Here is an 18,380-nt window from a genome sequence, read left to right as displayed (position 1 = left end):
GCGTCAGAATTCCGCGAGCGGGCGCACGACGACGGTGCCGCCGTCCTTGGAGCCGGGGCAGCGGGCCGCCCACTCGAGCGCGGCATCGAGGTCGGGAACGTCGATGACGTCGTAACCCCCGAGTACCTCGTGCGACTCGGCATACGGGCCGTCCGTGACGGTCCGTTCGCCCGTGCTCGGATCGACGCGTACCGCGGTAGCAGTGGTCAAGTCGGCCAGAGCGTGCCCGGCAACGTAGACCCCGGCCTCCTTCAGTTCCTTCTCGTACGTCATCCAGTCCTCCACACTGCTGCAGCCGGGTGCAGCACCGGGGGAGGTGTCGGCGTTGATCAACAGGATGTACTTCATGGTGCGCTCCTTGGCTCGGTACCTCGGTGTCGCGGCGCGATTCGCCGTACACGAAGACGACGATCGAGACATCACGATATCGACACCGCCCCTCGACATTTCTTCCAAGCGCACGAAAGCGGCACCGGACGCACAGTCCGGTGCCGCTTGTCGATCACGTGCCGACTCGATGACGAGCCACTGCTTACTTCAGCTCGGCCGAGGACTTTCCGAGTACGCGACGGGCAACGATCAGCTGCTGGATCTGCTGCGTGCCCTCGAAGATGTCGAGAATCTTGGAGTCACGGCTCCACTTCTCGAGCAGCGGGCGCTCGGAGTAGCCGTAGGTACCGGCCAACTCGACTGCTTTGAGGGTGATGTCGACTGCGGAGCGTCCGGCCTTCGCCTTCGACATCGACGCCTGCAGCGAGTTGGGCTCCTTGTTGTCGGCCATCCATGCCGCGCGCAGTGCGAGCAGGTGCGCGGCTTCCCAGTCTGCTTCGAGTCGCAGGAACTCTGCGGCCGCCGCGTGCTGGTTGTAGGCGGGAGTCTCGTACGAGATGTCGACTCCGGCATCGACCAGGATCGACCGCAACTCTTCCAGTGCGGCACGGGCGACGCCGATCGCCATACCCGCAACCAGAGGGCGAGTGTTGTCGAACGTCTGCATGACGCCCGCGAAGCCCTTTTCGACGTTGACCTCGGCGGTGCCGAGCAGGTTGTCCTTCGGGATGCGGCAATCCTCGAGCAGCAGGGCTGCGGTGTCGGACGCCTTGATGCCCAGCTTGTGCTCGAGGCGGGCAACCGACAGGCCCGGAGCGTCACGCGGGACGACGAACGACTTGATGGCCGCGCGGCCGAGAGACTTGTCGACCGTTGCCCACACCACGATGTGGGTGGAACGCTCACCGGCGGTGACGTAGATCTTCTCGCCGTTGAGCACCCACTCGTCGCCGTCGAGGACAGCGGTGGTGGTAACTGCTGCGGAGTCCGAGCCGAAGCTGGGCTCGGTGATGGCCATCGAAGCCCACACCTTGCCGAAGCGCTCGAGCTGCTCGTCGGTGGAAACCGCGGCGATAGCGGAGTTGCCGAGTCCCTGGTACGGGATCGACAGAGTGAGGCCGACGTCGCCCCAGCAGGTCTCGATGACGTTCACCAGAGCGGACATGTTGCCGCCGTTGGAGTTCGCAGTCTTGCTGGGCTTGGCCGACTCGCTGTCCTTCTCACGGCCACCGGCCGCTCCGCCGATTTCGCCACCGGCGTCGGACATGCCTTCGACCATGGACGCCATGGTGTCGAGTTCCACCGGGTACTCGTGCTCGGCGAGGTCGTACTTGCGGGAGATGGGGCGGAAGATCTCGGCAGCGACCTGGTGAGCCTGATTCGCCTGCGCCCGAAGCTTCTTGGGAAGTTCAAGATTGATCATCGTGTGTGTCCTTGGGTGAGTGCCATGGAATTCGGGGCGGCGAGCTAGATGAGAACGATGCCTTCGGCGACGCCGACGGACCGTAGATCGCGGTACCAGCGCTCGACCGGGTGTTCCTTGGTGAAACCGTGTCCACCTAGCAACTGCACACCGTCGGAACCGATCTGCATGCCCTTCTCGGACGCCAGGCGGCGTGCGAGGGCCGATTCACGAGTGAACGACAGGCCCTGCTCGGCGCGCGACGCGCCACGCAGCGTGACCAACCGCATGCCGTCGAGCTCGATGGCGATGTTGGCGACCATGAAGGCCACGGCCTGGCGGTTACTGATCGGCTCGCCGAACGCAACGCGCTCGTTGACGTAGGGAACGACGTAGTCCAGTACGGCCTGGCTCGTACCGACCGCCAAGGAAGCCCAGCCCAGACGGGCCAAACCGATGGCGGCGCTGTACTCGGCGGCGCGCTGGTCGGCGTCACCATCACCGAGCAGAGCAGACTCGGGCACTGCCACGTCGGTGAGGATCAGGCGACCCAGTCCCGCGGCGCGCAGACCCATGCTCGGATCCGCTTCCACGACGAGGCCCTTGGAATCGGACTCGACGATGAAGAAAGTCGGGCGACCTTCGAGTTCAGCGGCGATGACGAACAGCTCGGAGCTGCCGGCCGCAGGCACGAGGCTCTTGACACCGTTGAGCTTGTACCCGCTGGGGGAGCGCACGGCCTTGGTCTGCAACGCGTACGGATCGAACAGTGCGCGGGGCTCGTTGACGACCACTGCTGCGTTCGGCACCTTCTCGCCGACGAATGCCGGGAGGTACGTCTTCTGCTGCGCATCCGTTCCCCACTGAGTGAGGGCGACCGCGACACCGCTGGGCGCGAGGATCGGCAGGGCCAGGCCCATATCGCCGTGAGCGAGAGCCTCGGCGACGAGGGAATTGGTGACCGCACCGCGCTCGCTGGCGGCACCGTCGAGTTCCTCGGGAACGTTGATGAGCGTGATGCCGAGTTCGGCCGAGCGACGAACCAGGTCCTCGGGCGAGGAGGCGTTGTGATCAGCCTCGAAGGCGGCCGGCCGGAGGATTTCCTCGGCGAACTCCTTGACCGTTTCGACGATCATGCGCTGCTCGTCGTCGGGCGTCAGGTCGAAGTAGCTCAGGTTCTTCGCGGCACCGTCGTCGAGACGCTTGGGCTTGCCGCCTCCGGTGACCTTGGCGAACGTACGGTTGGCGGCACCGAGAGTCTTGAAACCGGTTTTGGTGCTCTCGTACGTGACGCGGTCGATCGTCTGTCGGAGGTTGTACTTCTCCGCCAGTTCGGACCCGGTGATGGCCGTCAGAACGCGCATGGCGGTTCCGATCGCATCTCTCTTGAACGGGTTGAGGCCAACCGCAGAAGTATCGCGGGGCACCTTGGGGGCCTTCGCGTCGACCACACTGTCTTGCTTGCTCATGATCACCAGTTCCTCGGCGTCGGGCACGGACTTCACAGATCTTACTCCCGAGTAAGATAGCTGTCTACTGCCGAGTAAGTACTGGTGGCGCACGACACCCGGGTGAGCATTACGTATCCTGCGTCGTACCGATGTGACAGGCTGTTTGCCGTGCATCCGATAGCTCAGATCTTCGCCGCCCTCGCCGCGGTACTCCATGTCGTCATCTTCGTCATGGAAAGCGTGCTCTGGTCCAAGCCGGCCGTGTGGGCGAAGTTCGGTGTCGCCAGTCAGAGCGACGCCGACATCACCAAGCCGATGGCCTTCAATCAGGGCTTCTACAACCTGTTTCTCGGCATCGGCATCGTGGTCGGCCTCATCGTCGGCGGCTCGGCCGGCGACGCAATCGTCTACTTCGCGTGCGCCAGCATCGTCGGCGCGGCTCTGGTGCTCGCCACCGGCGGAGCGAAGTACTTCCGGCCCGCGTTCGTGCAGGGAATCACTCCGCTACTGGCCCTGGTCCTGGCCGCAGTCCTCTGACGGCTCGCTGTTCTCACCGTCCGTATCCGGTGAGTGACGACCGATTCACGCAGCGGGGGAGAGGCGGCCGAGGACGTCCTGGTGCAGCAGCCCGTTCGTGGCTACCGCGCTCCCGCCGTGCGGCCCGACGCGTCCGTCGAGCGAGGTGAACGTCCCGCCCGCCTCGCGCACCAGGACATCGAGTGCCGCCAGATCCCACAGGGAGACCTCCGGCTCGGCGGCGATGTCGAGGGCTCCTTCGGCGAGCAGGCAGTACGAGAAGAAGTCGCCGTAGGCGCGAACTCGCCACACGTCATCGGTCAGTCCGATGAAGCGGTCTCTCGTTCCGAGGTCGGCCCAGCCGGACAGGCTGGAGAAGCTCAGACTCGACGCGGAAAGTGAGTCGACTTTCGACACGTGGATTCGACGGGCGGTTTCGTCGCCGACGCTCGTCCACGATCCCAGCTGGTCGGCGGCCCACCATCGGCGATGTAACGCCGGGGCGCTGACCACTCCGACGGTGGGAACGCCGTCCTCGAGCAGCGCGATCAGCGTGGCCCACACGGGTACGCCGCGCACGAAATTCTTGGTGCCGTCGATCGGATCGACGACCCATTGGCGGCCGCTGAACGTAGCCGTGCCACCGAACTCCTCGCCGAGCAGAGCATCGTCGGGACGCTCCGATCCGAGCTGCGCCCGAATCATCGTTTCCACGGCCAGGTCTGCGTCGCTGACCGGTGTGAGATCCGGCTTCGAGTCCACCGTCAGGTCCATGGCGAGGAATCGTCCACGAGTGATGATGTCGGCTTCGTCGGCGAGCCGGAGGGCGAGATGCAGATCGGCAGAGTAGTCGGTCACCGCAGAAGACTATCGCCGCGCACGGGCCTGCTCGTACGCGGCGATACGTGTGGCCGGGCTATTCGGTGACTTCGTTCAACTTTCCGGTGGCAACATCGAAGACGAACCCGCGGAGCGACTCGTGCTTCGTGACGAACGGGCTGAGCTCGATGCGCGCCAAGGACTGCCGAACGTCGCGGTTCAGATCCGGGAACGACTCGGCAGCCCAGTTGGGCTTCAGACCGGTCTCCTCCTGGAGGTCGTTCTTGAAGTCGTCGTCGGTGAACGTGAGCATGCCGCAATCGGTGTGATGGATCAGGATGATCTCCTTGGTGCCGAGCAGCCGCTGGCTGATGGCCAGTGAACGAATCTCGTCGTCGGTGATCACCCCACCCGCATTGCGGATCACGTGTGCTTCCCCGTCGGCCAAGCCGAGAATCCGGTAGACGTCGAGCCGGGCGTCCATGCACGCGACCACCGCGACGTGCTTCGACGGCGGCAGCGGTAGGGGACCGTCGAACTGGGCGGCGTATGCCTTGTTGTTCTCGAGGTACTGGTCGGTGACGGTCATACGAGACTCCTCTGTCCATCGAATGTCGCTGGCACCGTGCGGCGGCAGGGATGTCGACGTGCGCATATGCCGACTCGTCGAAAGCTAGCAGCGGACGAGGTGCCCGAACAGGGTTCGAATCAGCACGGTTCGAACCCCTGGATGACCACCCGTCTTCGGGGGCGGTCGGGGACGGGTTCGTGTGCCGGTAACCTTGACTCTCGTGCATCCCGACGTTTCTGCAGACCTCGCCGAGCTCGATACCACTCTGTCCACAGTCGAGTCCGTTCTCGACGTCGAGGAGCTGCGGCGACGCATCGACGAGCTGGAACATCAGGCCGCCTCACCCGACCTGTGGAACGACCAGGAACACGCTCAGCAGGTGACCAGTCAGCTCTCCCATGCGCAGGCCGAACTGCGCCGCGTCGAGGAGCTCCGGCAGCGGCTCGAGGACATGCCGGTTCTGTACGAGTTGGCCGAGGGCGAAGAGGGCGAGGCCGCCGCGTCCGCCACCGCTGACGCCGACGCCGAACGCGCCTCGCTCCGAGAGGACATCGCTGCCATGGAAGTTCGAACGCTGCTGTCCGGTGAGTACGACGCCCGCGACGCCCTCGTGAACATTCGCTCCGGTGCCGGCGGAATCGACGCCGCCGACTGGGCGGAAATGCTCATGCGCATGTACATCCGCTGGGCCGAGAAGCACGGGTACGGCGTCGAGGTCTACGACACGTCCTACGCCGAAGAAGCCGGAATCAAGAGCGCGACGTTCGCCGTCAAGGCCCCGTACACCTACGGAACGCTGTCGGTCGAGCAAGGCACGCACCGGCTCGTCCGGATCAGCCCGTTCGACAACCAGGGTCGACGCCAGACGTCGTTCGCGGAGGTCGAGGTGCTTCCGGTCGTCGAGACCACCGACCACATCGAAATCCCCGAGAACGACATTCGGGTCGACGTCTATCGCTCGTCCGGGCCAGGTGGGCAGTCGGTCAACACCACCGACTCCGCCGTCCGGTTGACGCATATTCCGACCGGAATCGTCGTGACCTGCCAGAACGAGAAGTCGCAGCTGCAGAACAAGGTGTCGGCCATGCGCGTGCTGCAGGCCAAGCTGCTCGAGGTCAAGCGCAAGGAAGAGCGGGCCGAGATGGACGCGCTCAAGGGTGACGGCGGCAGCTCCTGGGGTAATCAGATGCGCTCGTACGTGCTGCACCCGTACCAGATGGTCAAAGACTTGCGTACCGAGTACGAGGTCAACAATCCGTCTACTGTTCTCGATGGAGACATCGACGGCTTCCTGGAATCGGGAATTCGCTGGCGAATGCGAGGGGAGCAGTAACCGATGACGGCCTGGCTCAACGTGACGCCCGAGGTCAAGCTCAACGGCCTCGGAATCGTGCTGTACATCCTCGGCGGGCTGCTGGCCGCGCGGTTCGTCACGTGGACCGGATCTCGAATCACTGCCCGCATCGACCAGAACTACCAGCACAGCGACGCGCTCGTCCGGTCGGAGGCCGCCAAACACCGTCATGCCCTGGCTCAGGTCATCACCTGGGTGCTGGTCACGCTCATCTACATCCTGGTCACCATCGAGGTGCTGCGCCGGTTCGGCTTCGGGGTCGGTGGACTCGTGGCACCCGCAACTGTCATCGGTGCAGCCCTCGGCTTCGGTGCTCAGCGCGTGGTGCAAGACATCCTGGCCGGCTTCTTCATCATCACCGAACGGCAGTACGGCTTCGGTGACGTGGTGCAGATCGCCGTCAACGGCTCCGCCGAGGATGCCGAGGGCACGGTCGAGGACGTCACGCTCCGAGTGACGCGGGTCCGTAGCGTCGACGGCGAGGTCATCACCGTGCCGAACGGGCAGATCGTCAAGGCGATCAACCTGTCCAAGGATTGGGCTCGCGCCGTCGTCGACGTTCCGGTCCCCAGTACCGCCGATTTAACTCAGGTGAATGCGCTTCTGCGTGCGGTCGGCCGCGATGCGTTCGCAGATTCACACTTGCGTCCGCTCCTACTCGACGAACCGACCGTGATGGGCGTGGAGAGCATCGAGGTGGGGCAGGTCAACGTTCGCTTGGTCGCGCGGACGCTGCCGGGCAAGCAATTCCAGGTGGGACGAGAGCTGCGTGTGAGAGTTGCCGCTGCGCTGCAGCCCGAGGGCATCAACGTTGCCCCCGACGTCAGCACGGCCGGGGTTGCACCGGAATCATCGGGACGAGATCGAACGGAAGACCAGTGAGTACACCCGATACCGGAACCGAACGCTCGCAACGAAATTGGCGGCAGTGGCGCATTCCGGCCAAGATCTACGGCCGCGTCCGAACCTCCACCGTGGCGTTCGGAATCTGCTTCGTGCTCACCGCTCTGCTGTACGGGCAGGTCAGCGCAGATATCGCCGAGAGGAACGGGGAAGCGGTTCAGGGGCCGGTTGCAGTGAGCCCGGACGAGCTCACGCAACCGAGCGAATCGCAGACGTACGTACCGACCCCTTCACGTCTGTCGACCACTACTACACCCAGCACGACCACCGAGCCGGAGTCGTCGACGAGCGCCGACGACACCGGTACCCAGTCGCCGACGACCACCGCCCCGCCGACCACGACGACCGCCCCGTTCGGCGTGCCCATCCCGCCGGCGATTCAGTCGCTCATCCCGTCCCGGCCTGCACCGACCTCGTCGCGCTGAGGCACTCTTTACCGGCCCTCGGGACTCGCCGCGGCACCCGCTCGCTTCCGGCGGTTACCGACGGGTAAGGACTACACTGGCGACCCGTGATCAGCACCTCGAATGTGTCCAAGTCCTACAAGACCTCGACCAGGCCCGCTCTGGACAAGGTGACGGTCTCCATCGACAAAGGCGAGTTCGTGTTTCTGATCGGGCCCTCGGGTTCGGGCAAGTCGACATTCATGCGCTTGCTGCTCAAGGAAGAGACGCCGACGTCCGGCGATATCCATGTAGCGGACTTTCACGTCAACCGGCTCGCTGCTCGTCGCGTCCCGCGGCTACGACAGAGCATGGGGTGCGTGTTCCAGGACTTCCGACTGCTGCAGCAGAAGACCGTGGTGGAAAACGTCGCGTTCGCGCTCGAGGTGATCGGCAAGCCTCGATCGATGATCAAGCGCACTGTTCCCGAGGTGCTGGATCTGGTGGGACTCGGCGGCAAGTCCGATCGTCTGCCCAACGAGTTGTCCGGTGGTGAGCAGCAGCGTGTGGCGATCGCCAGGGCGTTCGTCAATCGACCGCTGGTGCTGCTCGCCGACGAGCCGACCGGAAACCTCGATCCGGACACCAGTCAGGACATCATGCTGCTGCTCGAGCGCATCAATCGCACCGGAACCACCGTGCTGATGGCGACCCACGACAACCACATCGTCGATTCCATGCGTCGACGCGTCGTGGAACTGGACAACGGACGAGTCGTTCGTGACGAGGCCCGAGGGGTCTACGGCGTCGGCCGCTGACACCGACCACCGAACTCGACCGCTCAGACTTCTCGACCGAACGAATCGAAGGGCTCGGATTCCGCGATGCGCGCAAGTTTCATCTTCAGTGAGGTCTTCACCGGGCTTCGCCGCAACATCACCATGACGATCGCCATGATCTTGACGACCGCTATTTCCCTCGGTCTGTTCGGCGGCGGATTGCTCGTGGTGCAGATGGCAGGAAAGACCCAGCAGATCTTCCTCGACCGGGTGGAGGTGCAGATCTTCCTCACCGACGACATCTCTGCCACCGACGCAGACTGCGCCCAGGAGACGTGCGCTACGTTGCGCTCGGATCTCGAGAACACACCCTCTGTGGTCTCGGTGCAGTACCTCAACCGCGAGGACGCGGTGAAGGATGCGACCGAGCGAGTGTTCAAGGACCAACCCGAACTGGCCGAGTTGGTCAGTGCCGACAGTTTCCCGGCCTCGTTCAAGGTGCGTCTGAGCGACCCGGAGCGATTCGGAGTGATCAACGACAATTTCGAGAACCGTCCGGGTGTGCAGAGCGTGCTCAACCAGCGAGACCTGGTGGAGCGGTTGTTCAGCGTCCTGAACGGAGTACGCAACGCAGCGTTCGCGATTGCCACCGTGCAGGCGATCGCTGCGATCCTCCTGATCGCCAACATGGTCCAGATCGCTGCGTTCACCAGACGAACCGAGGTCGGAATCATGCGGCTGGTCGGTGCCACCCGGTGGTACACCCAGCTGCCGTTCCTCCTCGAAGCCGTGGTCGCAGCTCTGGTCGGTTCGGCGCTGGCGATTGCCGGGCTGTTCACCGCGAAGAACATGTTCATCGACGACGTCCTCTCCGACGTCTATCAAGCCAATATTCTGGCCCGGATATCGAACAGTGACGTGCTGTTGGTCTCGCCGTTCCTGGCACTCGTCGGAGTGGGAATGGCGGCGGTCACCGCCTACATCACATTGCGCCTCTACGTGCGCGAATAAATTCGGTTGCCGATCGGTTCTATGCTGGAGCGGTTGCCGATGAGGCGGCGTCACGCATCGAACGCTCGAGAAAGGGCCCTGCAGTGAGAGAGAAGGGCCGCAAGGCCATTGCGACCAATCGCAAGGCACGGCACAACTACTCCATACTCGACGTCGTCGAGGCCGGAGTCGCGCTCGTCGGCACCGAGGTCAAGAGCCTGCGCGACGGCAAGGCCTCCCTCGTCGACGCCTTCGCGACCGTCGACGACGGCGAGATCTGGCTGCGCGGGCTGCACATCGCGGAATACAAACTCGGAAGCTGGACCAACCACGCGCCGCGTCGAAACCGCAAACTTCTTCTCCATCGTCGCGAGATCGACCGCCTGGCCGGCAAGGTCAAAGAGGGAAACCTGACGTTGGTGCCGCTGTCGATGTACTTCTCGGACGGCAAGGTCAAGGTCGAACTGGCGTTGGCCAAAGGCAAGCAGGATTACGACAAGAGACAGTCGTTGGCCAAGCGCACCGCCGAACGCGAAGTCACTCGTGAGCTCGGGCGTCGAGTGAAGGGCATGCGCTGACCGCTGTTCTGCTCGCTCTGGTAGCTGCCGTGGGCTACGGGGTGAGCGATTTCGTCGGCGGTGTCGCGTCCCGTCGAGTCGCAGCCCTGCGGGTGGTCATCGTGTCCTACCCGCTGTCACTCGTCATCGTGTTGCTCGTCGCCCCGTTCGTCGGCGGCACCATCGAACTCCCCGCGATGCTGTGGGGCCTGGCGTCGGGTGTGGCGGGCGGTGTCGCCGTGTGGTGGTTCTATCTCGCGCTCGCGGCCGGGCCGATGGCGGTGGTGTCCCCGGTGACGGCTGTGTTGGTCGCCGGGATTCCCGTTCTGGTCGGGTTGTCGATGGGTGAGCGTCCCGGCGTCATCGCCTTCGTAGGCATCGCCGTTGCCCTGGTGGCCGTCGTGCTGGTCAGCAAGGAGTCACCGGACGAGGTGACCGGCGAGGTCGCGGGCGGCCGCGACATGAAGTTCACCCGCACCGTGGCCTGGCTTACGGTCGGGTCGGGTGTGACGTTCGCCTTCGCCTTCATCTTCCTGCATCAGATCGGTGACGGCAGTGGGCTGTGGCCCCTCGCGGCGTCCCGCGCATCGGCCACCGCGGTGGTCTGGGCAGTCGCGTTGGCATCGGGGCATTTCGCACCGCCACACGGCAGCGTGCTCAAACTTGCCGCGTTCGTCAGCGTGCTCGACGTGGTCGCCAACGCCGCGATGATCTACGCGTACGAGGGCGGTCTGCTGTCGTTGGTGAGCGTCATCGCCTCGCTGTATCCGGCTGCGACGGTGTTGCTGGCGATGGTGATGCTCGGCGAACGGGTCGGCGCACTGCAGAAGGTGGGAATGGCGTTGGCGCTCGGGGCAATCGCGATGATCGCGCTCGCGGGTTGAACTTGCCCGCGCACGGGTAATGAACCCGTTTATGACTGCTTCCGGTTCTACCTCCGATGTCCCCACGTCCGAGAACGCGTCGTCTCGGCCGCGTGTGCTGGTCACCGGTGCCACGGGATATCTGGGCGGTCGTCTGGCACCGCGTCTGCTCGACGAGGGCTACCGGGTCCGTGTGTTGGCTCGGACCCCGAGCAAGCTCGACAACGTTCCGTGGGCGGCGGACGTCGAGATCGTCCAGGGTGACCTCAGTGATCGGGAGTCACTGAAGGAGGCGCTCAGCGACGTCGACGTCATGTACTACCTGGTGCACTCGATGGGCACCGCGGGCCATTCCGATTTTGCCGACACCGAACGCGACAGCGCCGAGAACGTAGCCACCGTCGCTGCCGATTGCGGCGTCGGTCGCATCGTGTACCTCGGGGGCCTGCATCCGCCGACGGGAGAGCTGTCGCCACACCTGAAGTCACGCGCCGAGGTCGGTCGTATTCTGATCGAGTCGGGTGTCCCGACGATCGTGCTGCAGGCGGGCGTCGTCATCGGTTCCGGTTCGGCCTCGTTCGAGATGATTCGCCACCTGACCAATCGGTTGCCGGTGATGACCACTCCACGATGGGTACACAACCGTATTCAGCCGATTGCCGTACGCGACGTGCTGCACTATCTCATCGGGGCCGCGAGCGCTCCGGTCACCGAATCCCGCACGTACGACATCGGCGGGCCGGACGTCATGCAGTACGGCGAGATGATGAACATCTACGCCGACGTGGCCGGTCTGCGCCAGCGTCGCATCATCGTGCTGCCGGTGTTGACGCCTCGTCTGGCCGGTCACTGGATCGGGTTGGTGACGCCGATTCCGCGCGGATTGGCGATGCCGCTCATCGAATCGTTGCAGTACGACGCCGTCGGTCACGAAATGGATATCGACGCCGTCGTTCCACGTCCGGCCGAAGGCTTGACGGGCTACCGAGATTCGGTGCGGCTGGCTTTACGCAAGATCGACGACGGCGAAGTCGAGACACGGTGGACCGACGCCACCGGAACTGCGGCCCCGTCGGATCCGCTTCCCTCCGACCCTGATTGGGCTGGAGAGGTCGTCTACACCGATACCCGGGTGGCCCGAAGCGGCGCGCGTTCGAGCACCATTCGGCCCGCGCTGGAACGATTGGCCGACGCCGAGGTGCTCGCCGGTTGGCACCGTGACGCCACGGGGCCGGATGCGTCCGCCTCGGGAACCGAACACACCACCCGGCTGAAGTCGTCACGACGGCTGCCGGGAGAGGCGTGGTTGGATCTCACGGTCGGTGGCACCGCCAAGCAGCCGACGATCGAACAGCGACTCGTGTTCTTTCCTCGCGGATTGGCCGGGCGAGCCGTGTGGTACGCGTCGTTGCCCGTACGCAGGGCCGTTGCTCGTCGAATGCTGCGGACAGTAGTGGAACGAGTCGAGTCCGACGCCGGTGCAGCCGCGGCGCAGGGATCTGCCGGCCGTTAACGGGATGAATATGGCCGATCGACGCGTTACACTGAACAGCCCGGGCACGGTGTCCGGGAACATACGGGGCTGAACGGTTTCGACTTTGTATGTTGAGTCAGGGGAAGCGTGTCGGTGCAGGCGAGAGACCACCGTAAGCGTCATCGCAACCTTATAAGCGCCGATTCCAATCAGCGCGACTACGCACTCGCTGCCTAAGTAGCGACTGCGTGTCTGTCAGTCCGGGCTTGCCCTCGGCCCGGGTACTGGCATCAGCTAGAGGGCTCACCGATTCATCCGGCCGCGGGATGATGAGGAACATCAAACAGTGGCTGGGATCGTCATCCTGACTTGTTCGCGAGATCGGGAGATCCAAGTAGAGGCATAGCGGACTGCACACGGAGAAGCCCTGGCAATGCAGCAGAGGACCCGGGTTCGATTCCCGGCAGCTCCACTGTGAAGGCCGGGCCGAGAGACTTTCTCTCGGCCCGGTCTTTTTTTGTGTCGGGCACCTCACAAACACTGCTGTCGACCCGGTCCCACCCGGAGGGGGCTCGGTGCCGAATAGAGGGCATGAGCAACCAGCGGACCCCAGTTCTCTACGCGGGGAAGCGGCTGTCGTCGCCGTCGATGGTGGTATTGGTTCTGAGCGGTGGCAAGGACGTGAGTCGCGCGCGCAGCAGGCCGTGGCACCTGGCGGGGTTGAGAATGTGGCCCTTCACCTGGACGCTTCGGCGGGCCGGACGTAGCCGCGATATTTCGGTCCAACAACTGCGATATCGGTTCCGCGGCTGGAACGCCCCCGAACGGACGCCGGTAGAGGACGCGCGGTGGGCGCTGCGCCGCATTCGTGACCGCAATCCCGGAGTTCCTGTGGTCGTGGTGGGGCACTCGATGGGCGGGCGCACAGCTGCTGCGCTGATCGACGACCCGTCGATCGCGGGTGTCGTTGCGCTTGCTCCGTGGTGGCCGCAGGGTACGGAGGCCGACGGATTCGACGAGAATCGCACGCTGCTCGTGGTGCACGGAACTGCCGACCGGTGGACCGACCCGCGAACCTCCCGTCGTGCGACCGAACGCGCGATGGCGAACGGTGCCGACGCCGAATATCTCTCGGTGCCTGGAGGCCATTTCATGCTGCGTGATCCGCGCGTGTGGTCGCGCGTCACTCGTGACTTCGTTCTCCGTATCGCCGACGAGTCGAGGGCGCGAGCAGATTCGAGCGCATCCGGTGCGTCGACGGGCTGCAGGGGAGAATCGTCGTGACCCGCCGTGTCGCCGTCGTGGGCAGCGGGGTGGCCGGCCTCACGGCGGCATACGCGCTGTCCAAGAACTCGTCGGTGACGTTGTACGAGGCCGACTCTCGGCTCGGCGGCCATGCGGACACCCACTTCGTGGACGGCCCCGGTGGTCCGGTGGGCGTCGACACCGGGTTCATCGTGCACAACGACCGCACGTATCCGACTCTCCTTCGACTGTTCGACGAGCTCGGCGTGCCGACGCAGGATTCGGACATGAGCATGTCCGTTCGGTGCGACGGCTGCGGGCTCGAATACTCGGGCGGACAGGGAATGCGGGGCATTCTCGCGCAGCGGACCGCGGTGTTCAAGCCACGATTCGTGTCGATGCTGCTCGACGTCAAGCGTTTTCATCGTCTGGCGACCGAGCTACTCGAGCGCGAGGACGCCGCGGACACCGAGACGACGCTCGCGCAATTCTCGGAGCAGCACTCGTTCTCCGCATACTTCGAATCCCACTTCATGACACCGTTGGTGTCTGCAGTGTGGTCGTGTGATCCGGCCACCGCGCTCGCTTACCCGGCTCGCTACCTGTTCACTTTTCTCCGCCACCACGGAATGCTCACCGTCACAGGATCTCCCACCTGGCGTACCGTCACCGGCGGGTCGATCGAATACGTTCGTCGGGTTGCGGAGCACATCGACGAGGTATTGCTCGACAATCCGGTACATGCTGTCTACCGGTCCGGGGATTCGGTGCAGATCCGGGACGGCCACGACGACCTGCGCACGTTCGACGCCGCCGTGATCGCAGTCCATCCCGGTGCCGCGCTGAAGATGCTCGCGGAGCCGACTGCGCTCGAACACAGCGTTCTCGGAGCTATGCCGTATTCGGTCAATCACACTGCACTGCACACCGACTCGTCGGTGCTGCCACGAAACATCAGAGCGAGAGCGTCGTGGAACTACCACCTCCCGTCCTGTAGCGCCAAACCCGATCGAGTTCTGGTCAGCTACGACCTGACGAGGTTGCAGCGATTGGGTGACAGCGATCGAAGGATGCTGGTCACCCTCGGGGGAGCAGATCGCATCGACCCGAACACGGTGCTCGACGAGATGACCTACGAGCACCCGCAGTACACCCCCGAATCCGTCGCAGCGCAGCGTCGGCTGCCCGAATTGGACACCGATACGGTGTCGTTCGCCGGGGCGTACCACGGGTGGGGATTCCACGAGGACGGTGCGTTGTCCGGAGCGCGCGCCGCGCAACGGGTGGGGGCCTCGTGGCTCTGACGTCGGTTCTGCCGAACACCCGGGCGCACGGGGCGGCGCTGTATCTCACTCGGATCGATCACGTCCGACGAGCACCGATACGAAATACGTTCTCGTACAAGAGCTACAGCTGGTTCGTCGACCTCGACGCACTTCCCGAACTGCCGCGGATCCTGCGGCCACTCGCATCATTCGATTCCCGCGACCACATGGGTGACCCTGGTGCCACCATTCGCCAGAACGTCGATGCCTTCGTGGCAGAGAGCGGAATCGATCTCGGCGGCGGTCGCATCACGATGTTGGCCAGCGCGCGGGTGTTCGGGCACACGTTCAACCCATTGACTGTGTACTGGTGTCACGACCGCGACGGAGACCTCCGCTGCGTGGTGGCCGAGGTGCACAACACCTACGGGGAGCGATACCGGTACCTGTTGGACACCGGTCGTCACGGTGAGGCACGGACTACCAAAGAGTTCTACGTCTCACCGTTCAACGACGTCGACGGCGAGTACTCCATGCAGCTGCCCGAGCCGGACGCCACACTCCGGCTGTCGATCGTCCTCGAACGTCTCGGTCACCCTCCGTTCGTGGCGACCGTCGTCGGCCGTCGCCGCCAGGTGACGACGCGATCGATTCTTCGTACCGCACTCGAGATACCGATGGCACCGCTGCGAGTGGTGATACAGATTCGCTGGCAGGGCATTCGGCTCTGGGCGCGGGGTCTGAAGATCGTGCAGAAACCTGCCCCTCCGGGGGCGCGGAGAGTTCAGAAGGAAGGAGCTCACAGATGACAACGGTGTCTCGAACCGATTCCGTGTCGCACCCGTCCGGTGCCGGGCCGCGCCCGCTCGTCGATCCTCGGGTCTGGCCCCAGATCGCCCACGTTCCCGGTGGCGTGAAAGTTGCGGTCGCCGCGCCCGTTGCCGACTTTCTCTTCCGTCGTGCGGTCGCGGGATTGCAGGTCCGAGTCGCGATGCCGGACGGCACAGTGCTCGGGGCCGGATCGTCCGACGCACCGTTGATGACGGTCTATCGGCCACAAGACTTCGCCGCGCGCGTCGGCGACAGCGGCCTCATCGGATTCGGTGAGGCATACATGGCCGGAGACTGGGATGCCGAGGATCTCACCGCTGTGCTCGAGGTCTTCGCTCGTCGAATGGCGTCGCTGATTCCCGAGCCCTTGCAGCGACTCCGTGGGCTCTACATCCCGAAACCTCCACGGAGTGAGCGGAATACGACCAAGAACACTCGATCCAACATCTCACGTCACTACGATCTGTCGAACGACCTGTTCGAGCTCTTCCTCGACGAGACCATGACCTACTCGAGTGCGTTGTTCGCCGGATCGGGACCCGACGACAGCATGGAGCTCGCCGACGCCCAGCGCCGAAAGATCGACCGGCTACTCGATCGCGCAGGCGTCGGCGAAGGAACCAGGGTCCTCGAAATCGGCACCGGATGGGGCGAGCTGGCCATTCGCGCGGCCGCTCGCGGCGCGACGGTCCGGTCGGTGACACTGTCGGTGGAGCAGCAGGAGCTCGCGCGTAAGCGTTGTGCCGCAGCGGGATACAGCGATCGAGTACAGATCGATCTCCTCGACTACCGGTTGGTGGACGGCCGATACGACGCCATCGTGTCGGTCGAGATGATCGAGGCCGTCGGTCATCAGTACTGGGCAACCTATTTCGAGACGATCGATGCACATCTGGCACCGGGCGGACGCGTGGCGATCCAGGCCATCACCATGCCGCACGACCGGATGCTGGCCACCCGCAGTACGTACACGTGGGTGCACAAGTACATCTTTCCCGGCGGGTTCCTGCCGTCGGTGCGGGCCATCGAGGAGGTGACCGAGCAGCACACCTCGCTTCGGGTTCGCGAGCGCCTGTCCATGGGTGATCACTACGCGCGAACCCTGGCCCTGTGGGACAGTCGCTTCCGTGAATACCGCAGCGAGGCACAGGGTCTCGGGTTCGACGAAGTATTCGCGCGAATGTGGCACTTCTACCTCTGCTATTCGGAGGCCGGATTTCGATCCGGGTACCTCGATGTTCAGCAGATCGTGCTCGATCGAAGGGACGACCGATGACCACCTCGACAAGTACCGTGGACCGGACCGATCGCAGCGTCGGTGTTGCACACCGAATTGCCGAGTTGATGGAACCCCTGGTGGGTGGCCCGCTTCCCGTCCGGCTGCAGGCGTGGGACGGATCCGTTGCCGGCGACGCCCTGGCACCGAAAGTGATGTTGCGGAGCCCCAGCGCTCTTCGTCGATTGCTGTGGAGCCCCGGTGAACTCGGTGCTGCGCAGGCGTACGTCACCGGGGAGTTGGACGTCGACGGCGATCTTGCCGCGGCTCTCGATCATGTCTGGGGTGTGGTCCGTGAGCGCCGGCTCTCGGCAGTACGACCGGGGCCGGCATCGTTACTGCGGCTGGCGCGGCTGGCCAAGGATCTCGGCGTGTTCGGCCGCCCACTACCGCCACCCGCGTCGCAAGCCTCGGTGAAGGGGCGGCTGCACTCGTTGCTTCGCGACCGCGCTGCGATCAGCCACCATTACGACCTGTCGAACGATTTCTACGAACTGGTCCTCGACTCGCACATGGCGTACTCGTCGGCGTACTGGACCTCGAATTCGCCGGATTACACCCTCGATGATGCCCAGCGCGACAAGCTCGACCTCGTGTGCCGAAAGATCGGGCTCGACAAACGATCCGGGCAACGGTTCCTCGACGTCGGCTGTGGCTGGGGGTCTCTCAGCCTGCATGCGGCACAGGAATACGGAGCGCAGGTCGTCGGAGTGACCATCTCGCGCGAGCAGAAAGCCTTCATCGACAAACGAATCGCCGACCGAGGTCTGCAGGACAACGTCGAGATCCGAATCCAGGATTATCGGGAGATTCCGGACGGGCCCTTCGACGCGGTGGCGTCGATCGAGATGGGTGAGCATGTGGGGGAGGCCAATTACCCGACCTACACCGCCGCACTGCATACCAACGTCAAGCCGGGTGGGCGAGTGCTGATCCAGCAGATGTCGCGAAGAGAGGGCGACAACCCCGGCGGCGGGGCGTTCATCGAATCGTTCATCGCGCCCGACATGTTCATGCGTCCGGTCGGGCGGACCGTGGCCATGATCGAGGAGGCCGGACTCGAGGTTCGCGACGTCCATGCTCTGCGCGAGCATTACGTGCGGACTGTCGATGTCTGGACGGAGCGCTTCGAGGCGCGGTACGGCGACGTGGTGGCCATGGTCGGGGAAGAGGTCGCTCGCGTCTGGCGGCTGTACCTGATCGGCGGGGGAATGGCATTCCGGGACAACAGGATGGGCGTCGACCAGATCTTGTCCGTTCGCCCGGTCGAGGGGTCGTCCGGGATGGAACCGGTCCGCCCGGTGTGGGTGGCCGCGCGGTGAATTGGTCCGACTTCTTCACCGTGTCACTGGCGGGTCTCGGCGGTACCGC

At 64.4% G+C, this 18,380-nt stretch carries 19 protein-coding genes and 1 other RNA gene; 15 read left to right on the top strand and 5 right to left on the bottom strand.

Annotation, left to right across the window (positions count from 1 at the left end):
- Positions 1-3: 3 nt before the first annotated feature.
- The 3 genes from CH262_RS11760 to CH262_RS11750 all read right to left on the bottom strand — a co-directional run bounded on the left by CH262_RS11760 (position 4) and on the right by CH262_RS11750 (position 3,207).
- On the bottom strand, positions 4-348 hold the full coding sequence (locus CH262_RS11760) for a YciI family protein (protein WP_027496565.1): 345 nt from the start codon (positions 346-348) through the stop codon (positions 4-6).
- Between the two features lie 184 nt (positions 349-532).
- Positions 533-1,753 carry an acyl-CoA dehydrogenase family protein gene (locus CH262_RS11755; RefSeq protein ID WP_032366333.1) on the bottom strand — a complete coding sequence of 407 codons (1,221 nt, stop codon included), beginning with the start codon at positions 1,751-1,753 and terminating at the stop codon, positions 533-535.
- Positions 1,754-1,797: 44 nt separating this feature from the next.
- Complete coding sequence (locus CH262_RS11750; RefSeq protein WP_032366564.1) at positions 1,798-3,207, bottom strand: acyl-CoA dehydrogenase family protein; 1,410 nt, start codon at positions 3,205-3,207, stop codon at positions 1,798-1,800.
- Between the two features lie 144 nt (positions 3,208-3,351).
- Between CH262_RS11750 and CH262_RS11745 the strand changes: the two genes are divergently transcribed.
- Positions 3,352-3,720: a DUF1304 domain-containing protein gene (locus CH262_RS11745; RefSeq protein ID WP_094717645.1), complete on the top strand. Its 369-nt coding sequence runs from the start codon at positions 3,352-3,354 to the stop codon at positions 3,718-3,720.
- Between the two features lie 45 nt (positions 3,721-3,765).
- Here CH262_RS11745 and hisN read toward each other — a convergent pair whose 3' ends face one another.
- Complete coding sequence (gene hisN / locus CH262_RS11740) at positions 3,766-4,557, bottom strand: histidinol-phosphatase (RefSeq protein WP_094717644.1); 792 nt, start codon at positions 4,555-4,557, stop codon at positions 3,766-3,768.
- A gap of 58 nt (positions 4,558-4,615) precedes the next feature.
- Positions 4,616-5,107, bottom strand: a complete 492-nt coding sequence (locus CH262_RS11735) for a beta-class carbonic anhydrase (protein WP_094717747.1) — start codon at positions 5,105-5,107, stop codon at positions 4,616-4,618.
- 202 nt (positions 5,108-5,309) lie between these two features.
- Here CH262_RS11735 and prfB point away from each other — a divergent pair, with 202 nt between their 5' ends.
- From prfB to CH262_RS11665, 14 genes are all read left to right on the top strand, one after another.
- Positions 5,310-6,422, top strand: coding sequence for a peptide chain release factor 2 (prfB, locus tag CH262_RS11730; protein ID WP_027496571.1), 1,113 nt, complete (start codon positions 5,310-5,312; stop codon positions 6,420-6,422).
- Positions 6,423-6,425: 3 nt separating this feature from the next.
- On the top strand, positions 6,426-7,325 hold the full coding sequence (locus tag CH262_RS11725) for a mechanosensitive ion channel family protein (RefSeq protein ID WP_027496572.1): 900 nt from the start codon (positions 6,426-6,428) through the stop codon (positions 7,323-7,325).
- Positions 7,322-7,771, top strand: coding sequence for a hypothetical protein (locus CH262_RS11720; protein WP_094717643.1), 450 nt, complete (start codon positions 7,322-7,324; stop codon positions 7,769-7,771). Before CH262_RS11725 ends, CH262_RS11720 begins: the two co-directional genes overlap by 4 nt.
- An 86-nt stretch (positions 7,772-7,857) precedes the next feature.
- Complete coding sequence (gene ftsE, locus CH262_RS11715; protein WP_027496574.1) at positions 7,858-8,547, top strand: cell division ATP-binding protein FtsE; 690 nt, start codon at positions 7,858-7,860, stop codon at positions 8,545-8,547.
- A 66-nt stretch (positions 8,548-8,613) separates the two neighbouring features.
- A complete protein-coding gene (gene ftsX / locus CH262_RS11710; RefSeq protein WP_032366335.1) occupies positions 8,614-9,519 on the top strand; it encodes a permease-like cell division protein FtsX in 906 nt (301 codons plus the stop codon).
- 83 nt (positions 9,520-9,602) lie between these two features.
- Entirely contained in the window at positions 9,603-10,076 is a 474-nt protein-coding gene (gene smpB / locus CH262_RS11705) for an SsrA-binding protein SmpB (RefSeq protein WP_094717642.1), read from the top strand.
- 8 nt (positions 10,077-10,084) lie between these two features.
- Positions 10,085-10,939, top strand: coding sequence for a DMT family transporter (locus tag CH262_RS11700; protein WP_072692108.1), 855 nt, complete (start codon positions 10,085-10,087; stop codon positions 10,937-10,939).
- Between the two features lie 31 nt (positions 10,940-10,970).
- Positions 10,971-12,431, top strand: a complete 1,461-nt coding sequence (locus CH262_RS11695; protein WP_094717641.1) for an SDR family NAD(P)-dependent oxidoreductase — start codon at positions 10,971-10,973, stop codon at positions 12,429-12,431.
- A gap of 65 nt (positions 12,432-12,496) precedes the next feature.
- Positions 12,497-12,867: a transfer-messenger RNA gene (gene ssrA, locus CH262_RS11690) on the top strand.
- A gap of 116 nt (positions 12,868-12,983) precedes the next feature.
- On the top strand, positions 12,984-13,676 hold the full coding sequence (locus tag CH262_RS11685; protein WP_094717640.1) for an alpha/beta fold hydrolase: 693 nt from the start codon (positions 12,984-12,986) through the stop codon (positions 13,674-13,676).
- Complete coding sequence (locus CH262_RS11680; RefSeq protein WP_218829300.1) at positions 13,655-14,941, top strand: NAD(P)/FAD-dependent oxidoreductase; 1,287 nt, start codon at positions 13,655-13,657, stop codon at positions 14,939-14,941. Before CH262_RS11685 ends, CH262_RS11680 begins: the two co-directional genes overlap by 22 nt.
- Positions 14,932-15,711 (top strand): DUF1365 domain-containing protein, encoded by a 780-nt coding sequence (locus tag CH262_RS11675; RefSeq protein WP_051365114.1) that lies wholly within the window; start codon positions 14,932-14,934, stop codon positions 15,709-15,711. The genes CH262_RS11680 and CH262_RS11675 overlap by 10 nt, the downstream gene beginning before the upstream one ends.
- Positions 15,708-17,009: an SAM-dependent methyltransferase gene (locus CH262_RS11670; protein ID WP_094717638.1), complete on the top strand. Its 1,302-nt coding sequence runs from the start codon at positions 15,708-15,710 to the stop codon at positions 17,007-17,009. Before CH262_RS11675 ends, CH262_RS11670 begins: the two co-directional genes overlap by 4 nt.
- The gene (locus tag CH262_RS11665; protein ID WP_094717637.1) at positions 17,006-18,331 is read left to right on the top strand and encodes an SAM-dependent methyltransferase; all 1,326 of its coding nucleotides are present in this window, start codon (positions 17,006-17,008) and stop codon (positions 18,329-18,331) included. Before CH262_RS11670 ends, CH262_RS11665 begins: the two co-directional genes overlap by 4 nt.
- Positions 18,332-18,380 lie beyond the last annotated feature (49 nt).

The sequence above is a fragment of the Rhodococcus sp. 05-2255-1e genome (genome assembly GCF_002259025.1).
Taxonomy (GTDB): domain Bacteria; phylum Actinomycetota; class Actinomycetes; order Mycobacteriales; family Mycobacteriaceae; genus Rhodococcoides; species Rhodococcoides fascians.
Note: the sequence above shows the minus strand (reverse complement) of the source record. Positions and strands in the feature narration are given on the sequence as shown.

Excerpts from the sequence above, each read along its gene's own strand:
- ftsX (WP_032366335.1), top strand. The coding sequence starts at position 8,614 with ATGCGCGCAAGTTTCATCTTCAGTGAGGTCTTCACCGGGCTTCGCCGC.
- CH262_RS11735 (WP_094717747.1), bottom strand. The coding sequence starts at position 5,107 with ATGACCGTCACCGACCAGTACCTCGAGAACAACAAGGCATACGCCGCC.
- CH262_RS11725 (WP_027496572.1), top strand. The coding sequence starts at position 6,426 with ATGACGGCCTGGCTCAACGTGACGCCCGAGGTCAAGCTCAACGGCCTC.
- CH262_RS11670 (WP_094717638.1), top strand. The coding sequence starts at position 15,708 with ATGACAACGGTGTCTCGAACCGATTCCGTGTCGCACCCGTCCGGTGCC.
- CH262_RS11685 (WP_094717640.1), top strand. The coding sequence starts at position 12,984 with ATGAGCAACCAGCGGACCCCAGTTCTCTACGCGGGGAAGCGGCTGTCG.
- CH262_RS11665 (WP_094717637.1), top strand. The coding sequence starts at position 17,006 with ATGACCACCTCGACAAGTACCGTGGACCGGACCGATCGCAGCGTCGGT.
- CH262_RS11760 (WP_027496565.1), bottom strand. The coding sequence starts at position 348 with ATGAAGTACATCCTGTTGATCAACGCCGACACCTCCCCCGGTGCTGCA.
- CH262_RS11755 (WP_032366333.1), bottom strand. The coding sequence starts at position 1,753 with ATGATCAATCTTGAACTTCCCAAGAAGCTTCGGGCGCAGGCGAATCAG.
- CH262_RS11695 (WP_094717641.1), top strand. The coding sequence starts at position 10,971 with ATGACTGCTTCCGGTTCTACCTCCGATGTCCCCACGTCCGAGAACGCG.